Source organism: Phaeobacter sp. S60, from assembly GCF_000826845.1.
Lineage (GTDB): Bacteria > Pseudomonadota > Alphaproteobacteria > Rhodobacterales > Rhodobacteraceae > Phaeobacter > Phaeobacter piscinae.
In genome coordinates this window covers 471631-488081 of sequence record NZ_JSWJ01000003.1, presented here as the reverse complement: position 1 = coordinate 488081, position 16451 = coordinate 471631, and the positions used below count along the sequence as shown (strand labels likewise).

13 protein-coding genes are annotated in these 16451 nt (G+C 60.2%); 6 read left to right on the top strand and 7 right to left on the bottom strand.

Annotation, left to right across the window (positions count from 1 at the left end; translation table 11 throughout):
- Window positions 1-2: 2 nt before the first annotated feature.
- Genes OO25_RS03835 through OO25_RS03825 form a run of 3 tightly spaced genes read right to left on the bottom strand, consistent with a single transcriptional unit; the run spans window position 3 to window position 3618 of the window.
- Window positions 3-2273, bottom strand: a complete 2271-nt coding sequence (locus tag OO25_RS03835; protein ID WP_040178537.1) for a xanthine dehydrogenase family protein molybdopterin-binding subunit — start codon at window positions 2271-2273, stop codon at window positions 3-5.
- On the bottom strand, window positions 2273-2755 hold the full coding sequence (locus tag OO25_RS03830) for a (2Fe-2S)-binding protein (protein ID WP_040178536.1): 483 nt from the start codon (window positions 2753-2755) through the stop codon (window positions 2273-2275). The genes OO25_RS03835 and OO25_RS03830 overlap by 1 nt, the downstream gene beginning before the upstream one ends.
- On the bottom strand, window positions 2752-3618 hold the full coding sequence (locus OO25_RS03825; RefSeq protein WP_040178533.1) for a xanthine dehydrogenase family protein subunit M: 867 nt from the start codon (window positions 3616-3618) through the stop codon (window positions 2752-2754). The genes OO25_RS03830 and OO25_RS03825 overlap by 4 nt, the downstream gene beginning before the upstream one ends.
- Window positions 3619-4337: 719 nt before the next feature.
- Between OO25_RS03825 and OO25_RS03820 the strand changes: the two genes are divergently transcribed.
- From OO25_RS03820 to OO25_RS03810, 3 genes are all read left to right on the top strand, one after another.
- On the top strand, window positions 4338-5303 hold the full coding sequence (locus OO25_RS03820; RefSeq protein WP_040169182.1) for a TAXI family TRAP transporter solute-binding subunit: 966 nt from the start codon (window positions 4338-4340) through the stop codon (window positions 5301-5303).
- 177 nt (window positions 5304-5480) lie between these two features.
- The gene (locus tag OO25_RS03815; protein ID WP_040178532.1) at window positions 5481-8090 is read left to right on the top strand and encodes a TRAP transporter permease; all 2610 of its coding nucleotides are present in this window, start codon (window positions 5481-5483) and stop codon (window positions 8088-8090) included.
- Window positions 8087-8518 (top strand): universal stress protein, encoded by a 432-nt coding sequence (locus tag OO25_RS03810; RefSeq protein WP_040169180.1) that lies wholly within the window; start codon window positions 8087-8089, stop codon window positions 8516-8518. Before OO25_RS03815 ends, OO25_RS03810 begins: the two co-directional genes overlap by 4 nt.
- 92 nt (window positions 8519-8610) lie before the next feature.
- On the opposite strand, the gene OO25_RS03805 is transcribed toward OO25_RS03810, so the two are convergent.
- From OO25_RS03805 to OO25_RS03795, 3 genes are read right to left on the bottom strand one after another with little or no spacing between them, the layout of a single operon-like run.
- On the bottom strand, window positions 8611-9717 hold the full coding sequence (locus tag OO25_RS03805) for a lipocalin-like domain-containing protein (protein ID WP_040178531.1): 1107 nt from the start codon (window positions 9715-9717) through the stop codon (window positions 8611-8613).
- A complete protein-coding gene (locus OO25_RS03800; protein WP_040178530.1) occupies window positions 9707-12166 on the bottom strand; it encodes an FtsX-like permease family protein in 2460 nt (819 codons plus the stop codon). Before OO25_RS03800 ends, OO25_RS03805 begins: the two co-directional genes overlap by 11 nt.
- On the bottom strand, window positions 12163-12873 hold the full coding sequence (locus OO25_RS03795) for an ABC transporter ATP-binding protein (protein WP_040178529.1): 711 nt from the start codon (window positions 12871-12873) through the stop codon (window positions 12163-12165). Before OO25_RS03795 ends, OO25_RS03800 begins: the two co-directional genes overlap by 4 nt.
- A 187-nt stretch (window positions 12874-13060) precedes the next feature.
- On the opposite strand from OO25_RS03795, the gene OO25_RS03790 reads away from it, so the two are divergent.
- Both OO25_RS03790 and OO25_RS03785 read left to right on the top strand, forming a co-directional pair.
- Window positions 13061-13441, top strand: a complete 381-nt coding sequence (locus OO25_RS03790) for a hypothetical protein (RefSeq protein ID WP_040178528.1) — start codon at window positions 13061-13063, stop codon at window positions 13439-13441.
- A 96-nt stretch (window positions 13442-13537) separates the two neighbouring features.
- Window positions 13538-13987 (top strand): potassium channel family protein, encoded by a 450-nt coding sequence (locus tag OO25_RS03785; protein WP_040169171.1) that lies wholly within the window; start codon window positions 13538-13540, stop codon window positions 13985-13987.
- Window positions 13988-14004: 17 nt separating this feature from the next.
- Here the strand turns inward: OO25_RS03785 and cls are convergent, their stop codons facing one another.
- On the bottom strand, window positions 14005-15423 hold the full coding sequence (cls, locus tag OO25_RS03780) for a cardiolipin synthase (RefSeq protein ID WP_040178527.1): 1419 nt from the start codon (window positions 15421-15423) through the stop codon (window positions 14005-14007).
- 113 nt (window positions 15424-15536) lie between these two features.
- Between cls and OO25_RS03775 the strand changes: the two genes are divergently transcribed.
- Window positions 15537-16388 carry a YihY/virulence factor BrkB family protein gene (locus tag OO25_RS03775; protein ID WP_040169166.1) on the top strand — a complete coding sequence of 284 codons (852 nt, stop codon included), beginning with the start codon at window positions 15537-15539 and terminating at the stop codon, window positions 16386-16388.
- The last annotated feature ends 63 nt before the right edge of the window (window positions 16389-16451 follow it).

Sequence of the window (16451 nt, the reverse complement as noted above, 5' to 3'; positions counted from 1 at the left end):
CATCAATCTGCCGTTCCGCGCTGCTGTTCCAATGCTGCCAGAATACGCGGCGGTGACATCGGCAGCGCATGCAGCCGCACGCCTGCCGCCGCAGAGACCGCATTGGCAATCGCCGCCAGAGGTGGGCAGATGGATGTCTCCCCCACGCCGCGCACACCAAAAGGATGGCCGGGGTTGGGCACTTCGACGATCACCGTGTCGATCATCGGCAGATCAGAGGCCACCGGGATCCGGTAATCGAGGAACACCGCATTCTGCAACCGGCCATCCTCGCCGTAAATGTATTCCTCATTGAGCGCCCAGCCGATACCCTGTGCGGCTCCACCCTGAAACTGCCCCTCCACATAGGTGGGGTGGATCGCCTTTCCCGCGTCCTGAATGACGGTGTAGCGGGTGACAGCGGTTTTGCCGGTTTCCGGGTCCACTTCGGCATCGACGATATGGGTGGCAAAGGAGACACCGGCGCCTTCGGGCGTGGCCTCGAAATGGCCCGAGATGGGACCGCCGGTCTGGCCCATGTCGCGGGTGATCTCAGCTAGCGGGATCGGGTCAAAATTGCCCGCATTCGGACCAGAGGGCACGGCGTGGCCGTCCTCCCATTTGACCGCATCCTCCGGGATGCCCCATTTCGCGGCAGCACGTTTGCTGAGTTTGACTACAGCGTCCTCTGCCGCCTTGATTGTCGCGAGGCCACTGGCATAGGTCACCCGGCTGCCGTGGGAGACGTCATTGTATCCCAATGTGGCGGTATCTGCGATGGTGACACGGATGCTTTCATAGGGAATGCCCAGAACCTCTGCCGCCATCAGCGCCATGGAGGCACGAGAGCCGCCGATATCCGGTGTCCCGACCGAGATCTGACAGGTGCCGTCCTCAGACAGGGACAACGACACCGAGGTCTCGCCCCCATGGTTAAACCAGAACCCGCAGGAGACCCCGCGCCCCTGACCGGGTTTGAGTGGGGCGCTGTAATGCGGGTGGGCTTTGGCGGCTTCCAGCGTTTCGACCAGACCGATGCGTTCGAATTTTGGTCCGTAGGAGGCTTTGGTGCCCTCGCGCGCCGCGTTTTTCAGCCGAACTTCGATTGGGTCCAGATCCAGCTTCCGGCACAGCTCATCAATTACGGATTCCACCGCATAGGCCGCCATGGGCGATCCCGGTGCGCGATAGGCGGCCTGTTTGGGGCGGTTGCTGATGACGTCATAACCGATCTGCTGGACATTCTGCAGATCATAGGGCGCAAAGGCACACATGGCGGTCATATCCGCAGGCGCCCCCGGAAAGGCACCGCCCTGCAGGCGGAAGGTGCCCTGCGCTGCGGTGATGATGCCATCCGCAGTCATGCCGATCTTGATATCCATGGAGGTTGACGCCGTGGGGCCTGTGGCGCGAAACACCTCCGGGCGGCTCATCACCAGTTTGACCGGGCGATTGGCCTTGCGCGACAGCGCCAGGGCCACGGGTTCGATGAACACAGTGGTCTTGCCACCAAATCCACCGCCAATTTCCGAGGCGGTGACGCGCAGCTGTGATGTCTCAATGCCCAACAACGCCGCGCAGTTCTTCTGCACATACCAGTGGCCTTGGGTACAGCACCACAGTTCCCCCTTGCCGTCCTGCCCCAGCTGGGCCAGACAGGCATGTGGCTCGATGTAGCCCTGATGCGTCGCCTCGGTGACGAAATGCTCCTCCACCACAAGGTCAGCCCTGGCAAAACCCGCCTCCACATCGCCATGACCGCTTTCGTGATAACGCACCACATTGGGGTGCATCCCCTCTGGCACGGAGTAATCGGCTGCCCCTTCACGGATCACCGGCGCATCCTTGGCCATGGCCTTGTCGACATCGGTTACATGAGGCAGCACCTCATACTCAACCTCGATCAGCTTCAGCGCATCGCGCGCGGCGAGGGCAGAGGTGGCGGCAACCGCGGCAATGGCATGACCATCATAAAGCGCGGTGTCGCCTGCCATCACGTTTTCCAGCACATTCCATTGTTCACCTTCGAGCCCTGGAGCGGGCTGGATCGCGTCGGAAAAATCGGCGCGGGTGACAATCGCCTTCACATCACCCAGCGCCTCAGCCTTGCTGGTGTCGATATGTTTGATCCGGGCATGGGCATGGGGGCTGCGCAGAATGGCGCCAAACAACATCCCCGGCGCCGTCACATCGGCGCCAAAGCGCGCCTTGCCAGTGACCTTGTCCAGACCATCGGGACGATTGGGACGGGTGCCCACTTGGGTGAAGTCGGTTTTTCGTTGATCCAGAGCCATTATGATGCCCCCCGCATCTCTGCTGCCGCGTCCATCACGGCGCGAATGATCTTGTCATAGCCGGTGCAGCGGCAGAGGTTGCCCGCCAGCCAATAGCGCACTTCGGTTTCTGTTGGATCCGGGTTTTTCTCCAGCAGAGATTTGGCTGCCACCAGAATACCCGGCGTGCAGATCCCGCATTGCAGCGCGGCGTGGTCAATGAATTTCTGTTGCAGTGGATGCAGTGTTTCGCCGGGCGCGATGCCTTCGACCGTGGCAATCTCCTGACCCTCTGCCTCAACCCCGAGGACAAGGCAGGAACAAACCAGCCGCCCATTCAGCGTGACCGAACAGGCCCCGCAGTCACCCGTGCCGCAGCCTTCCTTGGCGCCCGTGAGGTTCAACCGGTCACGCAGAACATCCAGCAGGGTTTCGCGCGGGTCGCAGAGATAGTCGACCGCATCGCCGTTGATGGTGGCAGAGACGTGGATTTTCGAACTCATGCTGTGTCTCCCTTGGAACGGGTATAGGCGATCTCGGCAGCGCGGCGTGCCATCACGCCCGCCACTTGGGTGCGAAAGGCAACGGTGCCGCGTTTGTCGGTGATCGGAGTGCAGGCATCGGAGGCGGCGGTGGCCAGTCGCTCAAGCGCAGCATCGTCCAGCGTGGAGCCAACCAGCGCATCGGCACAGGCCTCAACCAGCAGCACCGTAGGGGCAACAGCGCCCAGTGCAACACGCGCCTCCGCAATGGTGTCGCCTTCCAATCGCAGCCAGACGCCGCAACCAACAACTGCAATATCCATTTCGGTGCGCGGAATGAACCGCAGATAGGCATCGCCCTGACGCGGTTGAGTGGCGGGCAGATGCACGGCGGTGATCAGCTCGCCGGGGGCAAGCGTGGTTTTGCCTGGGGCTGAGGGAATATCCACAGCAGCTGCGCGGCGATCTCCCTTTGGGCCGGTGATGCTGACGGTCGCCTGCGCGGCAACCAAGGCCGGCACGCTATCCGCCGCTGGCGAGGCATTGCACAGATTGCCAGCCAACGTGGCGCGGCCCTGCACTTGGGTTGAGCCGATCAGATCCATCGCCTCCACGACACCGGGCCAGGCGGCACATAGGCCAGGGTGCTCGCTCATCTCAGCGCCAGCTACGGCGGCGCCGATCGTCCAGCTGCCATCGTCGTCCTGCCGGATGTCCCGCACCCCCTCAATTGACTTGATATCAATCAGCGTATCTGGCGTGACGATATCGGCCCGCATCTGCACCAGCACATCGGTGCCGCCGGCCAGCACACGGGTCACACCCTTGGCTGAGGCCGCCAGCTCTGCCGCCTCGGCAAAGCTGCTGGGTCGGTGATATTCCATTGGAGTTGTCCTTCTGCTGGCCTTGCTGCTGGCGACTGTGGTTAGGTCCGGAGGCCCGGCGGTCCGGCGTCGGGACCAAATGTTGGTGTGTCACTGACCCTATGATCCCTCACAGAGTCCTGAACGCGGCATATGCCCGTCGCACCATCTTGCGACCAGATGTCTGCTTGGGCAAGCCGCCATCAGTGCTTCGCCGGGTGATCGGCGAGAAAATCACGCTGTCAGGCGACTGTGTTCACAATGCGCGCAATTGACCGCTGTCCGCAGATGAAGCGGTGCCCACAATAGGAATGGGGAGGCTTTTACGTTATTGCCCCTTGCGGTGTCGGATCCACTCTTTTATGGCGTCGACGTTTCCAAGGTTGTCGCAAAAAAATATCGCCATGTAAGGGGCTTGAATGGCAGAGTTGGCTTGCACATTGGTGTGACAATCTGCCACACTACGCCGAATCCAACGGATGTGGGTACGGGGGAAATTTCCGGGATCAGTGTCAGATACGCAGAAACCCCGTGCGCTTTGGCAATGGGGCGGGCTGCAAGCCTTGACTCGGCCGGATGCGCCTGAAACGCTTAAGCCTCTGGACCTGCCGGAAATTGTTGCCAGAATACGCGACAAATCACACCTGGCGTCTACATGTCCCCAAGGGTTCAACAACCCCCAGCCGCGATTTTGGCGGCTCTACGGTTTCGACGACAAAAAACGTGGGAGAACAACACATATGACCAACACCAAGCTGGCCGTTAGCGCCCTTGTCGCATCTGCTTTCATGGCACCTGCTGCCATGGCAGAGGAATTCATCACAATAGGTACCGGCGGTGTAACCGGCGTGTACTACCCGACCGGTGGCGCGATTTGCCGTCTGGTCAACAAAACCCGCAAAGAGCATGGTATTCGCTGCTCCGTGGAATCCACTGGCGGCTCCGTCTACAACATCAACACCATCCGCGAAGGCGAGCTGGAGTTTGGCGTGGCGCAGTCTGACTGGCAGTATCACGCCTATAACGGCACCTCCAAATTCGAAGATCAGGGCGCCTTTGAAGGTCTGCGCGCGGTATTCTCCGTGCATCCCGAACCCTTCACCGTTGTGGCTCGCGCCGATGCCGGTGTGACCAACTTTGACGACCTGCAGGGCAAGCGCGTCAACATCGGCAACCCCGGTTCCGGTCAGCGCGGCACCATGGAAGTGCTGCTGGAAGCCAAAGGCTGGGGCATGGACAGCTTTGCGCTGGCAACCGAGCTGAAGGCGGCAGAACAGTCGGCTGCGCTCTGCGACAACCAGATCGACGCGATGGTCTACACCGTGGGTCACCCGTCCGGCTCCATTCAGGAAGCCACCACCGCCTGTGACTCCGTTCTGGTGACCGTTGATGGCGAAGCTGTTGAAAAGCTGATCGCAGACAACTCCTTCTACCGGACCGCAACCATCCCTGGTGGCATGTACCGTGGCTCCGACGCCGATGTCAGCACATTTGGTGTGGGCGCAACGTTCGTCACCTCCGATCAGGTCTCCGACGAGGCAGTCTATACCGTAGTGAAAGCGGTCTTTGAAAACTTCGATGACTTCAAAAAGCTGCACCCAGCATTTGCCAACCTCAAGCCTGAGGAAATGGCAACCGCAGGCCTGTCCGCGCCGCTGCATCCCGGTGCTGCGAAATACTACAAAGAGCAGGGCTGGGTAGAGTAACCCATCTCTGATGATTGCAGCGGGGCGCCAATGGCGCCCCGTTTTGCCCTTGCCGTGATGGCTTTGCCCTTTGCCATGAAGCGCTGAAACTCCAAAAGGGAGCAGGGCGCGTCGGGGCCAAGGGCAACACCCAAGAATAACCGGCCGCAGAGACAGACGGCCTCAGGGGGATACTCCATGACATCCGATGTTCAAGGAAATCGACCGCTTACCGAAGAAGAGCTACAGGACCTCGTCGCATCCTCCGATGCCGGCGCGCGCAACCCGGTTGGGTCGGTTGGGCTTTTCTTGGCCATTGTAGCGGTAATATGGTCGGTCTTTCAGGTGGTGCTGGCCTCGCCAGTTTCTAACCTGTTGTTACCCGGCAGCGTGGTGAATAACTCACGCCAGATCCATTTGGCTTTTGCGATTTTCCTCGCCTTTGCGGCCTATCCGGCCCTGAAGAGCAGCCCGACGGACCGGATCCCGGTTCAGGACTGGATCCTGGCCCTGATCGGTACATTTACCGCACTTTATGGCTATATTTTCTACGAGAAAATCGTGAATTCTGGTGGCAAGGGTGATGATATCGACACGATCTTTGCTGCGATCGGCCTTGTGCTGTTGTTTGAAGGCGCGCGCCGCGCGCTCGGGCCGGCGATGGCCATCGTGGCCTCTGTTTTCATGCTCTATGTTTTCTTCGGCTCGTCGGAGCTGGTCCCCGATGTGATCCGCTGGAAAGGCGCATCGCTGGACCGTGCCATGGAGCAGATGTGGATCACCTCGGAGGGTGTGTTTGGCATCGCCTTGGGCGTCTCCACCAAGTTCGTGTTTCTCTTCGTGCTGTTCGGTGCGCTTCTGGATAAGGCCGGGGCTGGCAACTACTTCATCAAAATGGCCTTTGGTGCCCTTGGTCACCTGCGGGGTGGTCCGGCCAAGGCTGCGGTGGTCGGTTCTGCCGCTACCGGTCTTATTTCCGGCTCCTCCATCGCCAATGTTGTGACCACCGGCACCTTCACCATTCCGCTGATGAAGCGGGTGGGGTTCAGTTCAGAGCAGGCCGGTTCGGTCGAGGTTGCCTCCTCGGTGAATGGCCAGATCATGCCTCCCGTCATGGGCGCTGCGGCCTTCCTGATGGTGGAATACGTCGGCATTTCCTACGTCGAGGTGATCACCCATGCCTTCCTGCCGGCGGCGATTTCTTATATCGCGCTGGTCTATATCGTCCATCTTGAGGCGGTGAAGCGCAACATGCCCACGCTGGGCAACCGTGTTGTGTCTATGGGACGGACGATCGGCGGCATGGCTGCGTTTTTCGCAGGGTTTGCTGCACTTTGCTACGGCATCCAATACCCGATCAAAGCAATCACCGCAGCCATCCCCGGCGCCTCTGGCCTTGTCCTGTCGCTCTTGGTGGTTGCAGCCTATCTGGGGCTATTGTGGCTGGCTGCTGGAACTGACGATCTGGTGCCAGATGATCCCAATGCGGCGGAGGTCGAACTGCCGGTTGTCGGCGAGATCTACAAGGCAGGTCTGCACTATCTGCTGCCGATCATCGTCTTGGTCTACTTCCTGATGATTGAGCAGAAGTCGCCGGGTCTGTCGGCCTTTTGGGCGACGGCTCTGCTGTTTGTGATCCTGTTGACCCAAAAGCCGCTGAAAGCGCTGTTCCGGGGGCAAAGCACCTTGGCACACAGCTTCCTGGATGGGGTGCATGATCTGTGGAACGGGCTAATTGACGGCGCGCGCAATATGATCGGCATTGCCTTGGCCACAGCCACAGCAGGCGTCATCGTCGGCACTGTAACGCTGACCGGCGTTGGTCAGGTGATGTCGGAACTGGTGGAACTGATGTCCGGCGGCAACCTGATCCTGATGCTGATCATGGTCGGCCTTCTCTCGCTGGTTCTGGGCATGGGGCTGCCGACCACGGCGAACTACATCGTGGTGTCCTCTCTGATGGCGGGCGTTGTGGTTGAACTTGGTGCACAATCCGGGCTGGTGGTGCCGCTGATCGCGGTACATCTCTTTGTGTTCTATTTCGGGATCATGGCGGATGTGACACCGCCTGTGGGTCTGGCCAGCTTTGCCGCCGCTGCGGTGTCGGGGGGGGATGCCATTCGCACCGGCTTTGTCGCGTTCTTCTACAGTCTGCGCACGGTGGCGCTGCCCTTTGTCTTCATCTTCAACACGGATCTTCTGCTGATTGATGTAGGCTGGGTGCAGGGCATTCTGGTGGCCATTTCTGCGACCATCGCCATTCTTGCCTTCACTGCGGGCACGATGAACTATTTCATCACCCGCAACCGCATCTACGAAAGTGTCCTGCTGGTTCTGGTCGCCTTTGCCCTGTTCCGCCCGGACTTCTTCATGAACCGGCTGATGCCTCCGTTTGCCAACACCGATCCGGCGGCGTTGGTGGAGACCGTTGCCACGGCCCCTGCGGGCAGTGAGTTGCGGATCACCGTGGAGGGTCCCGACTTCGACACCGGTGAGCAGAAGAGTACCACGCTGATCCTGCCGGTCGCTGATGGTGGCGACGGTCAGGCGCAGGTTGATGCCTTTGGCCTGATGTTGCTGCCTGAGGATGGTGTGGTCAAACTGGATGAGCCGATGTTTGGCACGCCCGCGCAATCCGGCATGGACAGCTTCGATTTCTACGGTGATGAACCTGTCCGCCTGCTGAGTGTGCAGGCCCCGGCAGACCAGCTGCCCAAGGAGTTGATCTTCATCCCGGCGCTGCTGCTACTGGCGATGATCGCCTTCTTGCAGCGCGCACGGGCCAGCAAGGAAGGAGTCCCGGCATGAGCAAATCCGTTCTCTGCGCATTGGAACTGAGCGACAAGACCATTGATGCCAAGGTGCTGCGCGAAGCGGCGCGGCTGGCGGATCTGGATCAGGCACAGCTGGATGTGGTCAATGTGCTGCCCGATTTCGGCGAAAGCTGGGTCTCGGGGTTCTTTGAGGACCATCACCATGACCGCGCCGTGAAGGAAACCGCCGACCATCTGGGCAAGCTCTGTGAGGAGATCCTGGGCGCTGAGCGCAACGCCAAGGTGCGCCATGTGGTTGCTACCGGCAAAGCCTATCAGGAAATCCTGAAGGTCGCCGACAAGGCCGGTGCAGATTTGATCGTTATTGGCGCGCATAAGCCGGAGCTGTCGGATTACCTGCTGGGCCCCAATGCGGCACGGGTGATCCGGCATTCGACCTGTTCGGTCTATGTGGTCCGCTGATCAGCCGATCCGAAACCATCGCTAACCCATGTGAATGGGGCGCCCTTAGCGGGCGCCCCATTCGATTCAGTGTGGTGATGACTGGTCACTCGCTAGTCCGCTGCAGCGCCGTAGCCGGTCATCTCAAGATACCCCTTGCCGACGTGACTGCCGCTGAGGCGCACCGGACCTTCCCAATAGGGAAAGGACATCTCCATCCAAGACTGCGGGTTCATCGCTGAGACACGAACGTCCAACCCGCGCGCAGGCAGGCGCAGTTGCCATTCCGTCGGCACCTTGCGCCCGGATACCTCAGTGAACGTGACAGGCGTTGCCTGCAGGCTGCCCGGCTCAAGCGGAGTTGGGGTGCCGTCGACCGCAATCCATGTCCCGGAGGTGAACAGGCTGGCACCGCGCAACTGGAAACCCATCAGTTTTTCACCGCTGTTGAACCGCAGCGAAAACCAGTCCCAACCACTCTGATCTTCTGACAGCGGCTGGCTGGACCATTCACGATCAAGCCAGCCTTTCCCCGTCACCGCCACAGGTCCGTCCGGCAGGTCCAGCGTCCCGGTTACCTGGTAATGCGGCTGGGAATAATAGTAGCTCGCCTGCCCATCCGCCGATTTCACCGAATAGCCGGCATCACCCTGCATCACCAGCGGCCCATCTGCGCTAAGCGACAGGTCATAGCGGAAGCTCTCGCCCGTTGCGCGCAAGGTCAGATCTCGCAGGTATTGGTCGCGGCTGCGCATGTGCCAATCGTCGATATAGGCCTCAAACGGCGCTGCGATAACGCCGGCCTGACCGATGCCACCGCGGGCCAGCCGCTCGGAGGAGTGATGGGCGTCAGGCGTCGTCAACCCTGCGTGCCCCATCCAGATCTGCGGATTGGTCCACACCGATCCTGCGTCATCCTGCCTGTCGTCGCCGGGTCGCAGCGCTGAGCGAAACAGCGTCCATTGCACGCCGTAATCACGCCCGTCGTCCCCGGTCAGGTTGGCCGTCAGATACCACCATTCAATCCGGTAGTCGGGATGGGGGGCGTGATCGCGTGGAAATACCAGCGGGCGACCGGGGACCGGCACGGCAAAGCCCTCCGCCTCGGTTCCCAATCCGGCATAGCCCTGCGCGACAGCGGGCGGTGCGGGCAGCGCCAGCAATGTCGCCGCCAGGGTGAATTTGCTGACAACTGCCGCAAGGGCGCGTTTAACGTTCATTGGCAAAGACCCTCAACAGATCGGCGGGTTTCAGCTTCGACAGCCGGCGTGCGGGCAGGGCGGCGGCCAGCGCTGCCGCCGCAAGCGCCATCAGCAGCAATTGCAGCCAGTCCAACGGAAACAGCGACATCGGCAAGCGCCAGCCAAAGGCCTCAACGTTGACGACGGCCAGAAGCGCCCAGCCCAGCAGCAACCCCAAAGGCAGCGCCAACAGTGCGGTCAGCCCCGCAAGGATCACGCTGCGCAGGATTTCATACCGGGCCAACTGTTGGCGCGTCAGCCCCATGGCCCAGATCGGCGCCAATTGCGGCAGGCGCTGGCTCCAGAGTGTCAACAGGCTGGTAAGCATGGCAAATCCAGCCACGCCAAAGGTCAGAAGGTTCAGCGCCCCGGTCACCACAAAGGTCCGGTCAAAAATCGCCAACGACTGCGCCTTGAGCGCGCTTTGATCGATAAAGGCGCTGCGCGGCAGACCAAACTCACGTTGCAGCGCCGCGCGGATCTCTGCGACCTCAGCAGGGGGCAACCGCAGACCAAACCGGCGGTTTTCAATCAGTGGACGATGCCGCAGCAGCGTTTCAAGCCCTACGATGGCCTGCGGGTTGGGATTTCCGTAATCGGAATAGACCCCGGCAATCCGCATCCGCCAGTCCGGCGCGATCACCAGCGTATCTCCGGGACCCAGATCCGCGCGCCGCGCCAGCTGTTCATTGATCAGCGCGCCACGCCCCCCGGCGAGTTGCGACCAGACCGTCGGCTCGGCCTGCAACAGCGGCCAGTTGTCACGATAGGTGGCATCATCCACCACCCCGTAGACCTCCATCGGTGCGCCGATACCGTCTGGTCCCACGTAACGCTCGTCACTGTGGCGGATCGGCAGGGTGCGAATTCCCCTGTCGGCAAGCCACGGCAGCACGTTTTTGGCCATCTCCTCCTGCGGCAGCGTCATATACAGCTCAGACGCCAATCGCTGATCCAGCCAGCCCAAGAACGTGAGGCGGAAGCTGGACACCATTGTTCCGACACCAATATTTGTCGCCAGCGCCAGCAGTAGCGCCATCAGCGCCAACGACAGACCGGGCAGTTGCGCCCGCATATCCGCCCAGAGCCATAGCGTTACCGGCTTGCGTGCCAGCTGCACGCCAACCGATGCCAACCGGGACAGCGCCAAGGGCAGCAGAAGCGCAGCCCCCAGCATCAGCCCCGCAAGAAAGGCAAACCCCACAAGCAGCCCGTCGAACAGCGCAGGGATCGCTGCCGCGCCCAACACAAGGAGCGCGCCGGACAGTGCCGAGAGGCGATGCCCGCGCAGGGCCTGCTGACCCCGCGCCGCCGCAGCCGGAGCCGCCAGAATGGGCAGGCGCGACAGGCCGACCCAGCTTTGCGCCCCTGCAAGCGCCATCCCTGCCAACGCCATTGACAGACCGGAAAACACCCAGCCGGGGCGCAGTTGCAGGCTGCCGTCCAGCGACGCGCCATAAAGCCCGGACAATGTCGCCCCTACGCCGGGGAGCAAGGCCGCGGCAATCAGGTAGCCGAGGATCAGACCCAGCAGCGCCGCCAGCAGTGTTGTCACCAGAAGTTCGGCAAAAATAAGCGCAACCAGCGTATTAAGCGGCACACCTAAACTGCGCAGCGTGCGGAACAGGCCTCGCCTCTGCTCAATCCCCAGCGCGATGGTGCCCTGCACGATGAACAAGCCCACCGCAAAGGACAACAGTCCAAAAGCGGTGAGGTTAAGGTGAAAACTCCGCGTCAGCTGCGCGGTATCCGCGCCGGTGGAGGCCGTTTGCAGGCGCAGCTGAGGGGCCAGTTCTGCCAGTGGGCGCAGGCCGATGGGTTGCTCATCAAGGATCACCAACCGACTGATAAAAAACGGCTTTCCCAGAAGGCGCGCGACTGTTGAGATATCGCCGACCACCACCCCACGCGGCACCGCCGTGGTGCGTGTCACAGGTGGCAGGCTGCGCAACAGCGGACCTAGATCACTGTCAGGATGCGCAAACAGATGACCGGGGGCCAGCAGTAGGTCCGCAGGGGTCAACGTCGCCTGCGCGCTTTCGTCAGGGGAGCTGTCCGTCGCAGCCAGCCGGGCCATCATCGGATGCGACAGGATATCTATCCCAATCACTTCCAGATCCGTCGCGCCCGCTTCGGCGGTATCCTCAGTAAGTGTTCCGATTAACACCGGTGACAGTTGCCAACCTTCACGTCGTAGCGCAACATATTGATCCAGTTCGATATATCCATCTTGAGGTGTCAGATATGTCTGCCCCGACGGGGATATACGCGCCGCAGCCTCGGCATAGCTGGCGCGGGCTTCTGCGTTGATGGCCTGCACCGCAGACCAGAGCGCCGTGGCAAGCGCGAGGCCGGTCACCAGCATCGCCAGCTGCAGCGGATGCAGACGCCAATGCGACAGGATCGCCGTGAATGTGGCCCTGATCACGCCTTGCCCTCGCGCAGGGTCCCACCGGACGAATTCATTTCATAGCGGATGTCAGTATCAAGGCGCCCCTTGCTAAGATGACGCTGCTGATCAAGCTGTGAGGCAATGGCCTGCGAATGCGTCACCAGTAGCAGCGCGGCACCGGTTTCGCGCACCAGATCCAGCATGAGCGCCATCACCGAAGCACTTGAACCTTCATCCAGATTTCCCGTTGGCTCATCCGCGAGAAGCAGCTTTGGCCGCATGGCCAGCGCACGCGCAATGGCAACACGCTGTTGTTGTCCGCCGGAGAGCTGCTCGGGATAGCGCTCCTGAAACTTCGCCAATCCAAGTCGCTCCGTCAGTGCCTTTATCCAACCCAGATCAACGCGCCCGGCCAGCCGGGCATGAAGGCTGATATTCTGCGCCACGGTCAGAGCCGGAACCAGATTGAACTGCTGAAACACCAATGAGACCTGCTGACGCCTGAGGGCGGCACGTCCTGCATCATCCAACCCTTCAAGGGAGATGCCATCCACCATAATCCGCCCGCTGTCGGCCTGATCCAAAGCGGCCGCCAGATGGAGCAGTGTGCTTTTGCCTGACCCGCTGTCCCCGGTCAGGGCCAGGCTGCGCCCGGCTGCCAGATGCAGTGATACCCCATTCAGAACCGGAATATCACCGGAGGGACCTTGATAGGACTTGTTGACGTCCTCAATGATGAGCATCACTTCGCAACCTTTTGACAACACATATTTTTTATCTGCTTCATGTTTTGTTCAGCCCCGAGCCACAGAAGCCTGCCGCCGACATAGACTGCGCCCGCACACTGCACAGCATTGACCCGAAGGGATCTAGCCCCCATTTGAGCAATGCCCATGTCATTTTACCGGGCTGCTTAAATCAGGTTTTGCCATGTCGCTGCTCCCACTGCCATCCCGTCACCGCTGTGAAATTGTCGCACTGGCGATGCTGGCATTCTGTCTGGGCCAGCCCGCTCTGGCGGAAACAGGAAACACCAGTCGCGAGGCGCAGTGCCGCAGCCGGGCCGAGGCCTATGCAGGGGCACCCCGTAGCGATGCCACCGATCACCTGCGGCTGGGCAATGATCGCGTCGGGATCACGTTCTCAGGCACCGCCCGTATTGGTATCAGCGTGCAGGATGGCAAGGTCCGCAGCGCCGGATCCCGTCGTGGGTCGGAGGCCGAGGATCGTGACGATTATTTCAATACACCAGAGGCGCGCCGCAAACGACTGGTCAAGCAGCATTATCGCGATTGCATGTCCCAACGCTGAGTGAATAGACTGCACAAAGCCGCGATCTAGGCCGGCTCGGTCGCAAGATATGCGGATGCCAACCGCGTGAAACTCGGCGTATGAGGGGCAGGGGTCATGACACTCATCCAACAGCTGCTGCTAGGCAGCTTGTACCTTGGTATTTGTCTGGTGGTCGAAGCCGGATTGCTGGTCCTCTGTATTCATGTCTTGCGCAAACGACTTGGTGTTCTGCAGCGCGGGCGGCACTTTGTGCAGATTAGTGCTATACTTGCGGTGGCAATTGGCCTGATTGTCTTTGCCCATACCCTGCAGGTCTGGATCTGGGCCACGGCGCTGATCTTTTCCGGCGCCATAGGTGATTGGAATACCGCGATTTATTTTTCGCTCGCGACTTATACAACGCTGGGCTACGGCGATATCGTTCTGGGCGAGGGAATGCGAATATTCGCGGCCTTTGGTGCGGTAACGGGTCTTTTTGCCTTTGGCATCAGTACGGCGTTTCTGGTCGCTGCCCTGCGTGAAGTATTCCTCTTGGAAGATACGGCGCCTGTCAGCGAGCGCTGAGAGTTCGCGGTCTGAGTTTAAAGGACAGGGGCCAGCAGACGGGCAACCGGCGCGCCAAAACGGATTGTCGGCGGTTGCGCCTCCAGAGCTTTCGTTAAAAGGCGCGCAGACGCCATGTCTTGCTCCAGCATGTCGGCTACCTGATCTGCGGTCTCGCTATCAAAACACAGCGCCATGCTCTCGAAATTCAACCGGAATGACCGGTTGTCGAGGTTCATCGTACCCACCGCCGCAATGCTGTCATCCACCACAAACGCCTTCTGGTGAAGAAACCCGGCTTGATACCGATATATTTTGATGCCGACGTCGCGCAGGTCGTCGAAATAGGCGTAAGCAGCTAGCCATGGGGCGTAGTGATCCACAGTATCCGGCAACAAGATGCGCACATCAACGCCGCGCAGGGCGGCGTTTTTCAACGCAGCCACAACATCCTGATCTGGCACAAAATATGGCGATGACAGCCAGACCCGCGACTGCGCAGCGGTAATTGCAGAGAAATACAACATCGAGCCGTTTACGGTGTTGTCGCCAGGGCCTGTTTCGACCACCAGTGCAGGTTTCCCCCCCTCAACCACTGGCGCACACTCCCAAGTCAGCAGGTCAAGGATCGGATCCTCCGTCAACCAGAACCAATCTTCGGCATAGCCAAGCTGCAATTGCTGGACCACAGGCCCTTTGAGCCGCACCTGTGTATCGCGCCAGTCGCCAAATTTGGGATCGCGACCCATATACTCATCACCAATATTCATCCCACCGGTAAAACCGACCCGACCATCGACAATCACTGTCTTGCGATGATTGCGAAAGTTGAGGTGGAAGCGATGTTTGGGGCCGGGCCGCGTGCTGGGGTCAACCTGGTTGACACCTGCCGCGTCCAGATCCGCACGGTATTGATGTGAAAGCCCGTGACTGCCAACCGCGTCTGTCATGAACCAGACGGCCACACCCCTAGAAGACGCCCGGATAAGCGCCGATTTGAACCGCTGGCCAATCTGATCGTCCCGCACGATGTAGAAGTGAACCAGCACGTAGTCTTCAGCTACATCAATGGCTTCGATGATGGCATCGCTGATATCGGTGCCGTCGATCAGCAGCTCGAAGCTGTTGCCCCGACAGACCGGATATCCGGCAAGCTGTTCGAAGGGCGCCTGATTCACTGCAAGTTGATCTCGGTCCTGAGTATAACGGGTGGAATAGACGCGCAGCGCATTAAGCACCCGTTCCGCCTCCCTTCGTGTCGCACGGTAGCTGGAGAATTTGCGCTGCCCGAAAAAGAAAAACAGTGGCAGCGCCAGCAGCGGCGCTGACAGTAGAAACACCACCCAGCCAATAGCGCCCTGAGGTGTGCGGGCCGTGCGCGCCGCCTTGAGAGAGGCAAGCCCTGCAAGCCCCCACATCAACAGCAGCCCAGATGTGCTTAAAACGACCTCAAACATCTCAATGCTATCCTATGGCTTATCTTGAGCTCGACCCTACATCTGGTGGATTGGTTTGGCTATATCTCTCTGAAAGGGCTGGTTTTTCGATCCAAGCTATGAGACCGTTTCCCATGAACATCCGTCCCTACGTCAAGCCCGGCGCCTATGCCTTGTATCTGGCCGCTAAGCGGTTCAACGACAAGAACGGCTGGGTGCTGAGCAGTCATATCGCCATGTCACTCATGCTGGCCCTGTTTCCGTTCATTCTGTTCACGGTGGCGCTGACTGGTGCGGTGGCAGGGTCGTTCTCCGAGGCGATTGACCTGAAGAACTTGGTCGAACTGGTTTTCGGCTCATGGCCTGAAAGCGTCTCTGATCCGATTGTGCGCGAGGTTTATTCCGTCCTGGCGACCTCCTCGACGGGGGTGGTGACGTTGGGTGGTGTGATTGCAATCTACTTTGCCTCAAACGGGGTCGATGCGGTGCGGTTGGCGATGGTTCAGGCCTATCATGAACGGGACCACAGGCCCTTCTGGAAAACCCGAGGCCTGTGCATCGGCCTGGTGATCCTTGGCGGTGCCGGTATTATGGCGGCAGCCGTGTTTGAGCTGATCCTGCCGCTCTATGCGCGCCATCTGGCCAGTTTCTTTCCGCAGGTTCCACTCGCCCGCAACTGGGAGAGCGGTCTGAACGGCATATTGGTGGCCGCTGTGCCGCTAATTGCGGTATTTGCATTTCACATGCTGCTCCCGGCAAAGCGCCACCGGTTTACACAGGTATTGCCCGGAGTGATATTGACAGTGGTACTGTGGTGGGCCGCGGGATTGGCTTTCGCCATCTACATCAGCAGTTTTGCGGCCTATTCGGCCACCTATGCCGGCCTTGCCGGAGCTATGGCGGCGCTGATCTTTCTCTATCTCAATTCTGCCATTCTGATCCTCGGAGCGGAGCTGAACGGCGTGCTACTGCATCCGACATCCTGAAGATAAAGTGCGGGTCACTAGGCGAGTCGCAAGCATGCCGCGTTGGCCATAATTGTTTCGCAA

Coding starts and splice junctions, on each gene's coding strand:
- OO25_RS03835 (WP_040178537.1), bottom strand. CDS start 2,273: ATGGCTCTGGATCAACGAAAAACCGACTTCACCCAAGTGGGCACCCGT.
- OO25_RS03830 (WP_040178536.1), bottom strand. CDS start 2,755: ATGAGTTCGAAAATCCACGTCTCTGCCACCATCAACGGCGATGCGGTC.
- OO25_RS03825 (WP_040178533.1), bottom strand. CDS start 3,618: ATGGAATATCACCGACCCAGCAGCTTTGCCGAGGCGGCAGAGCTGGCG.
- OO25_RS03820 (WP_040169182.1), top strand. CDS start 4,338: ATGACCAACACCAAGCTGGCCGTTAGCGCCCTTGTCGCATCTGCTTTC.
- OO25_RS03815 (WP_040178532.1), top strand. CDS start 5,481: ATGACATCCGATGTTCAAGGAAATCGACCGCTTACCGAAGAAGAGCTA.
- OO25_RS03810 (WP_040169180.1), top strand. CDS start 8,087: ATGAGCAAATCCGTTCTCTGCGCATTGGAACTGAGCGACAAGACCATT.
- OO25_RS03805 (WP_040178531.1), bottom strand. CDS start 9,717: ATGAACGTTAAACGCGCCCTTGCGGCAGTTGTCAGCAAATTCACCCTG.
- OO25_RS03795 (WP_040178529.1), bottom strand. CDS start 12,873: ATGCTCATCATTGAGGACGTCAACAAGTCCTATCAAGGTCCCTCCGGT.
- OO25_RS03790 (WP_040178528.1), top strand. CDS start 13,061: ATGTCGCTGCTCCCACTGCCATCCCGTCACCGCTGTGAAATTGTCGCA.
- OO25_RS03785 (WP_040169171.1), top strand. CDS start 13,538: ATGACACTCATCCAACAGCTGCTGCTAGGCAGCTTGTACCTTGGTATT.
- cls (WP_040178527.1), bottom strand. CDS start 15,423: ATGTTTGAGGTCGTTTTAAGCACATCTGGGCTGCTGTTGATGTGGGGG.
- OO25_RS03775 (WP_040169166.1), top strand. CDS start 15,537: ATGAACATCCGTCCCTACGTCAAGCCCGGCGCCTATGCCTTGTATCTG.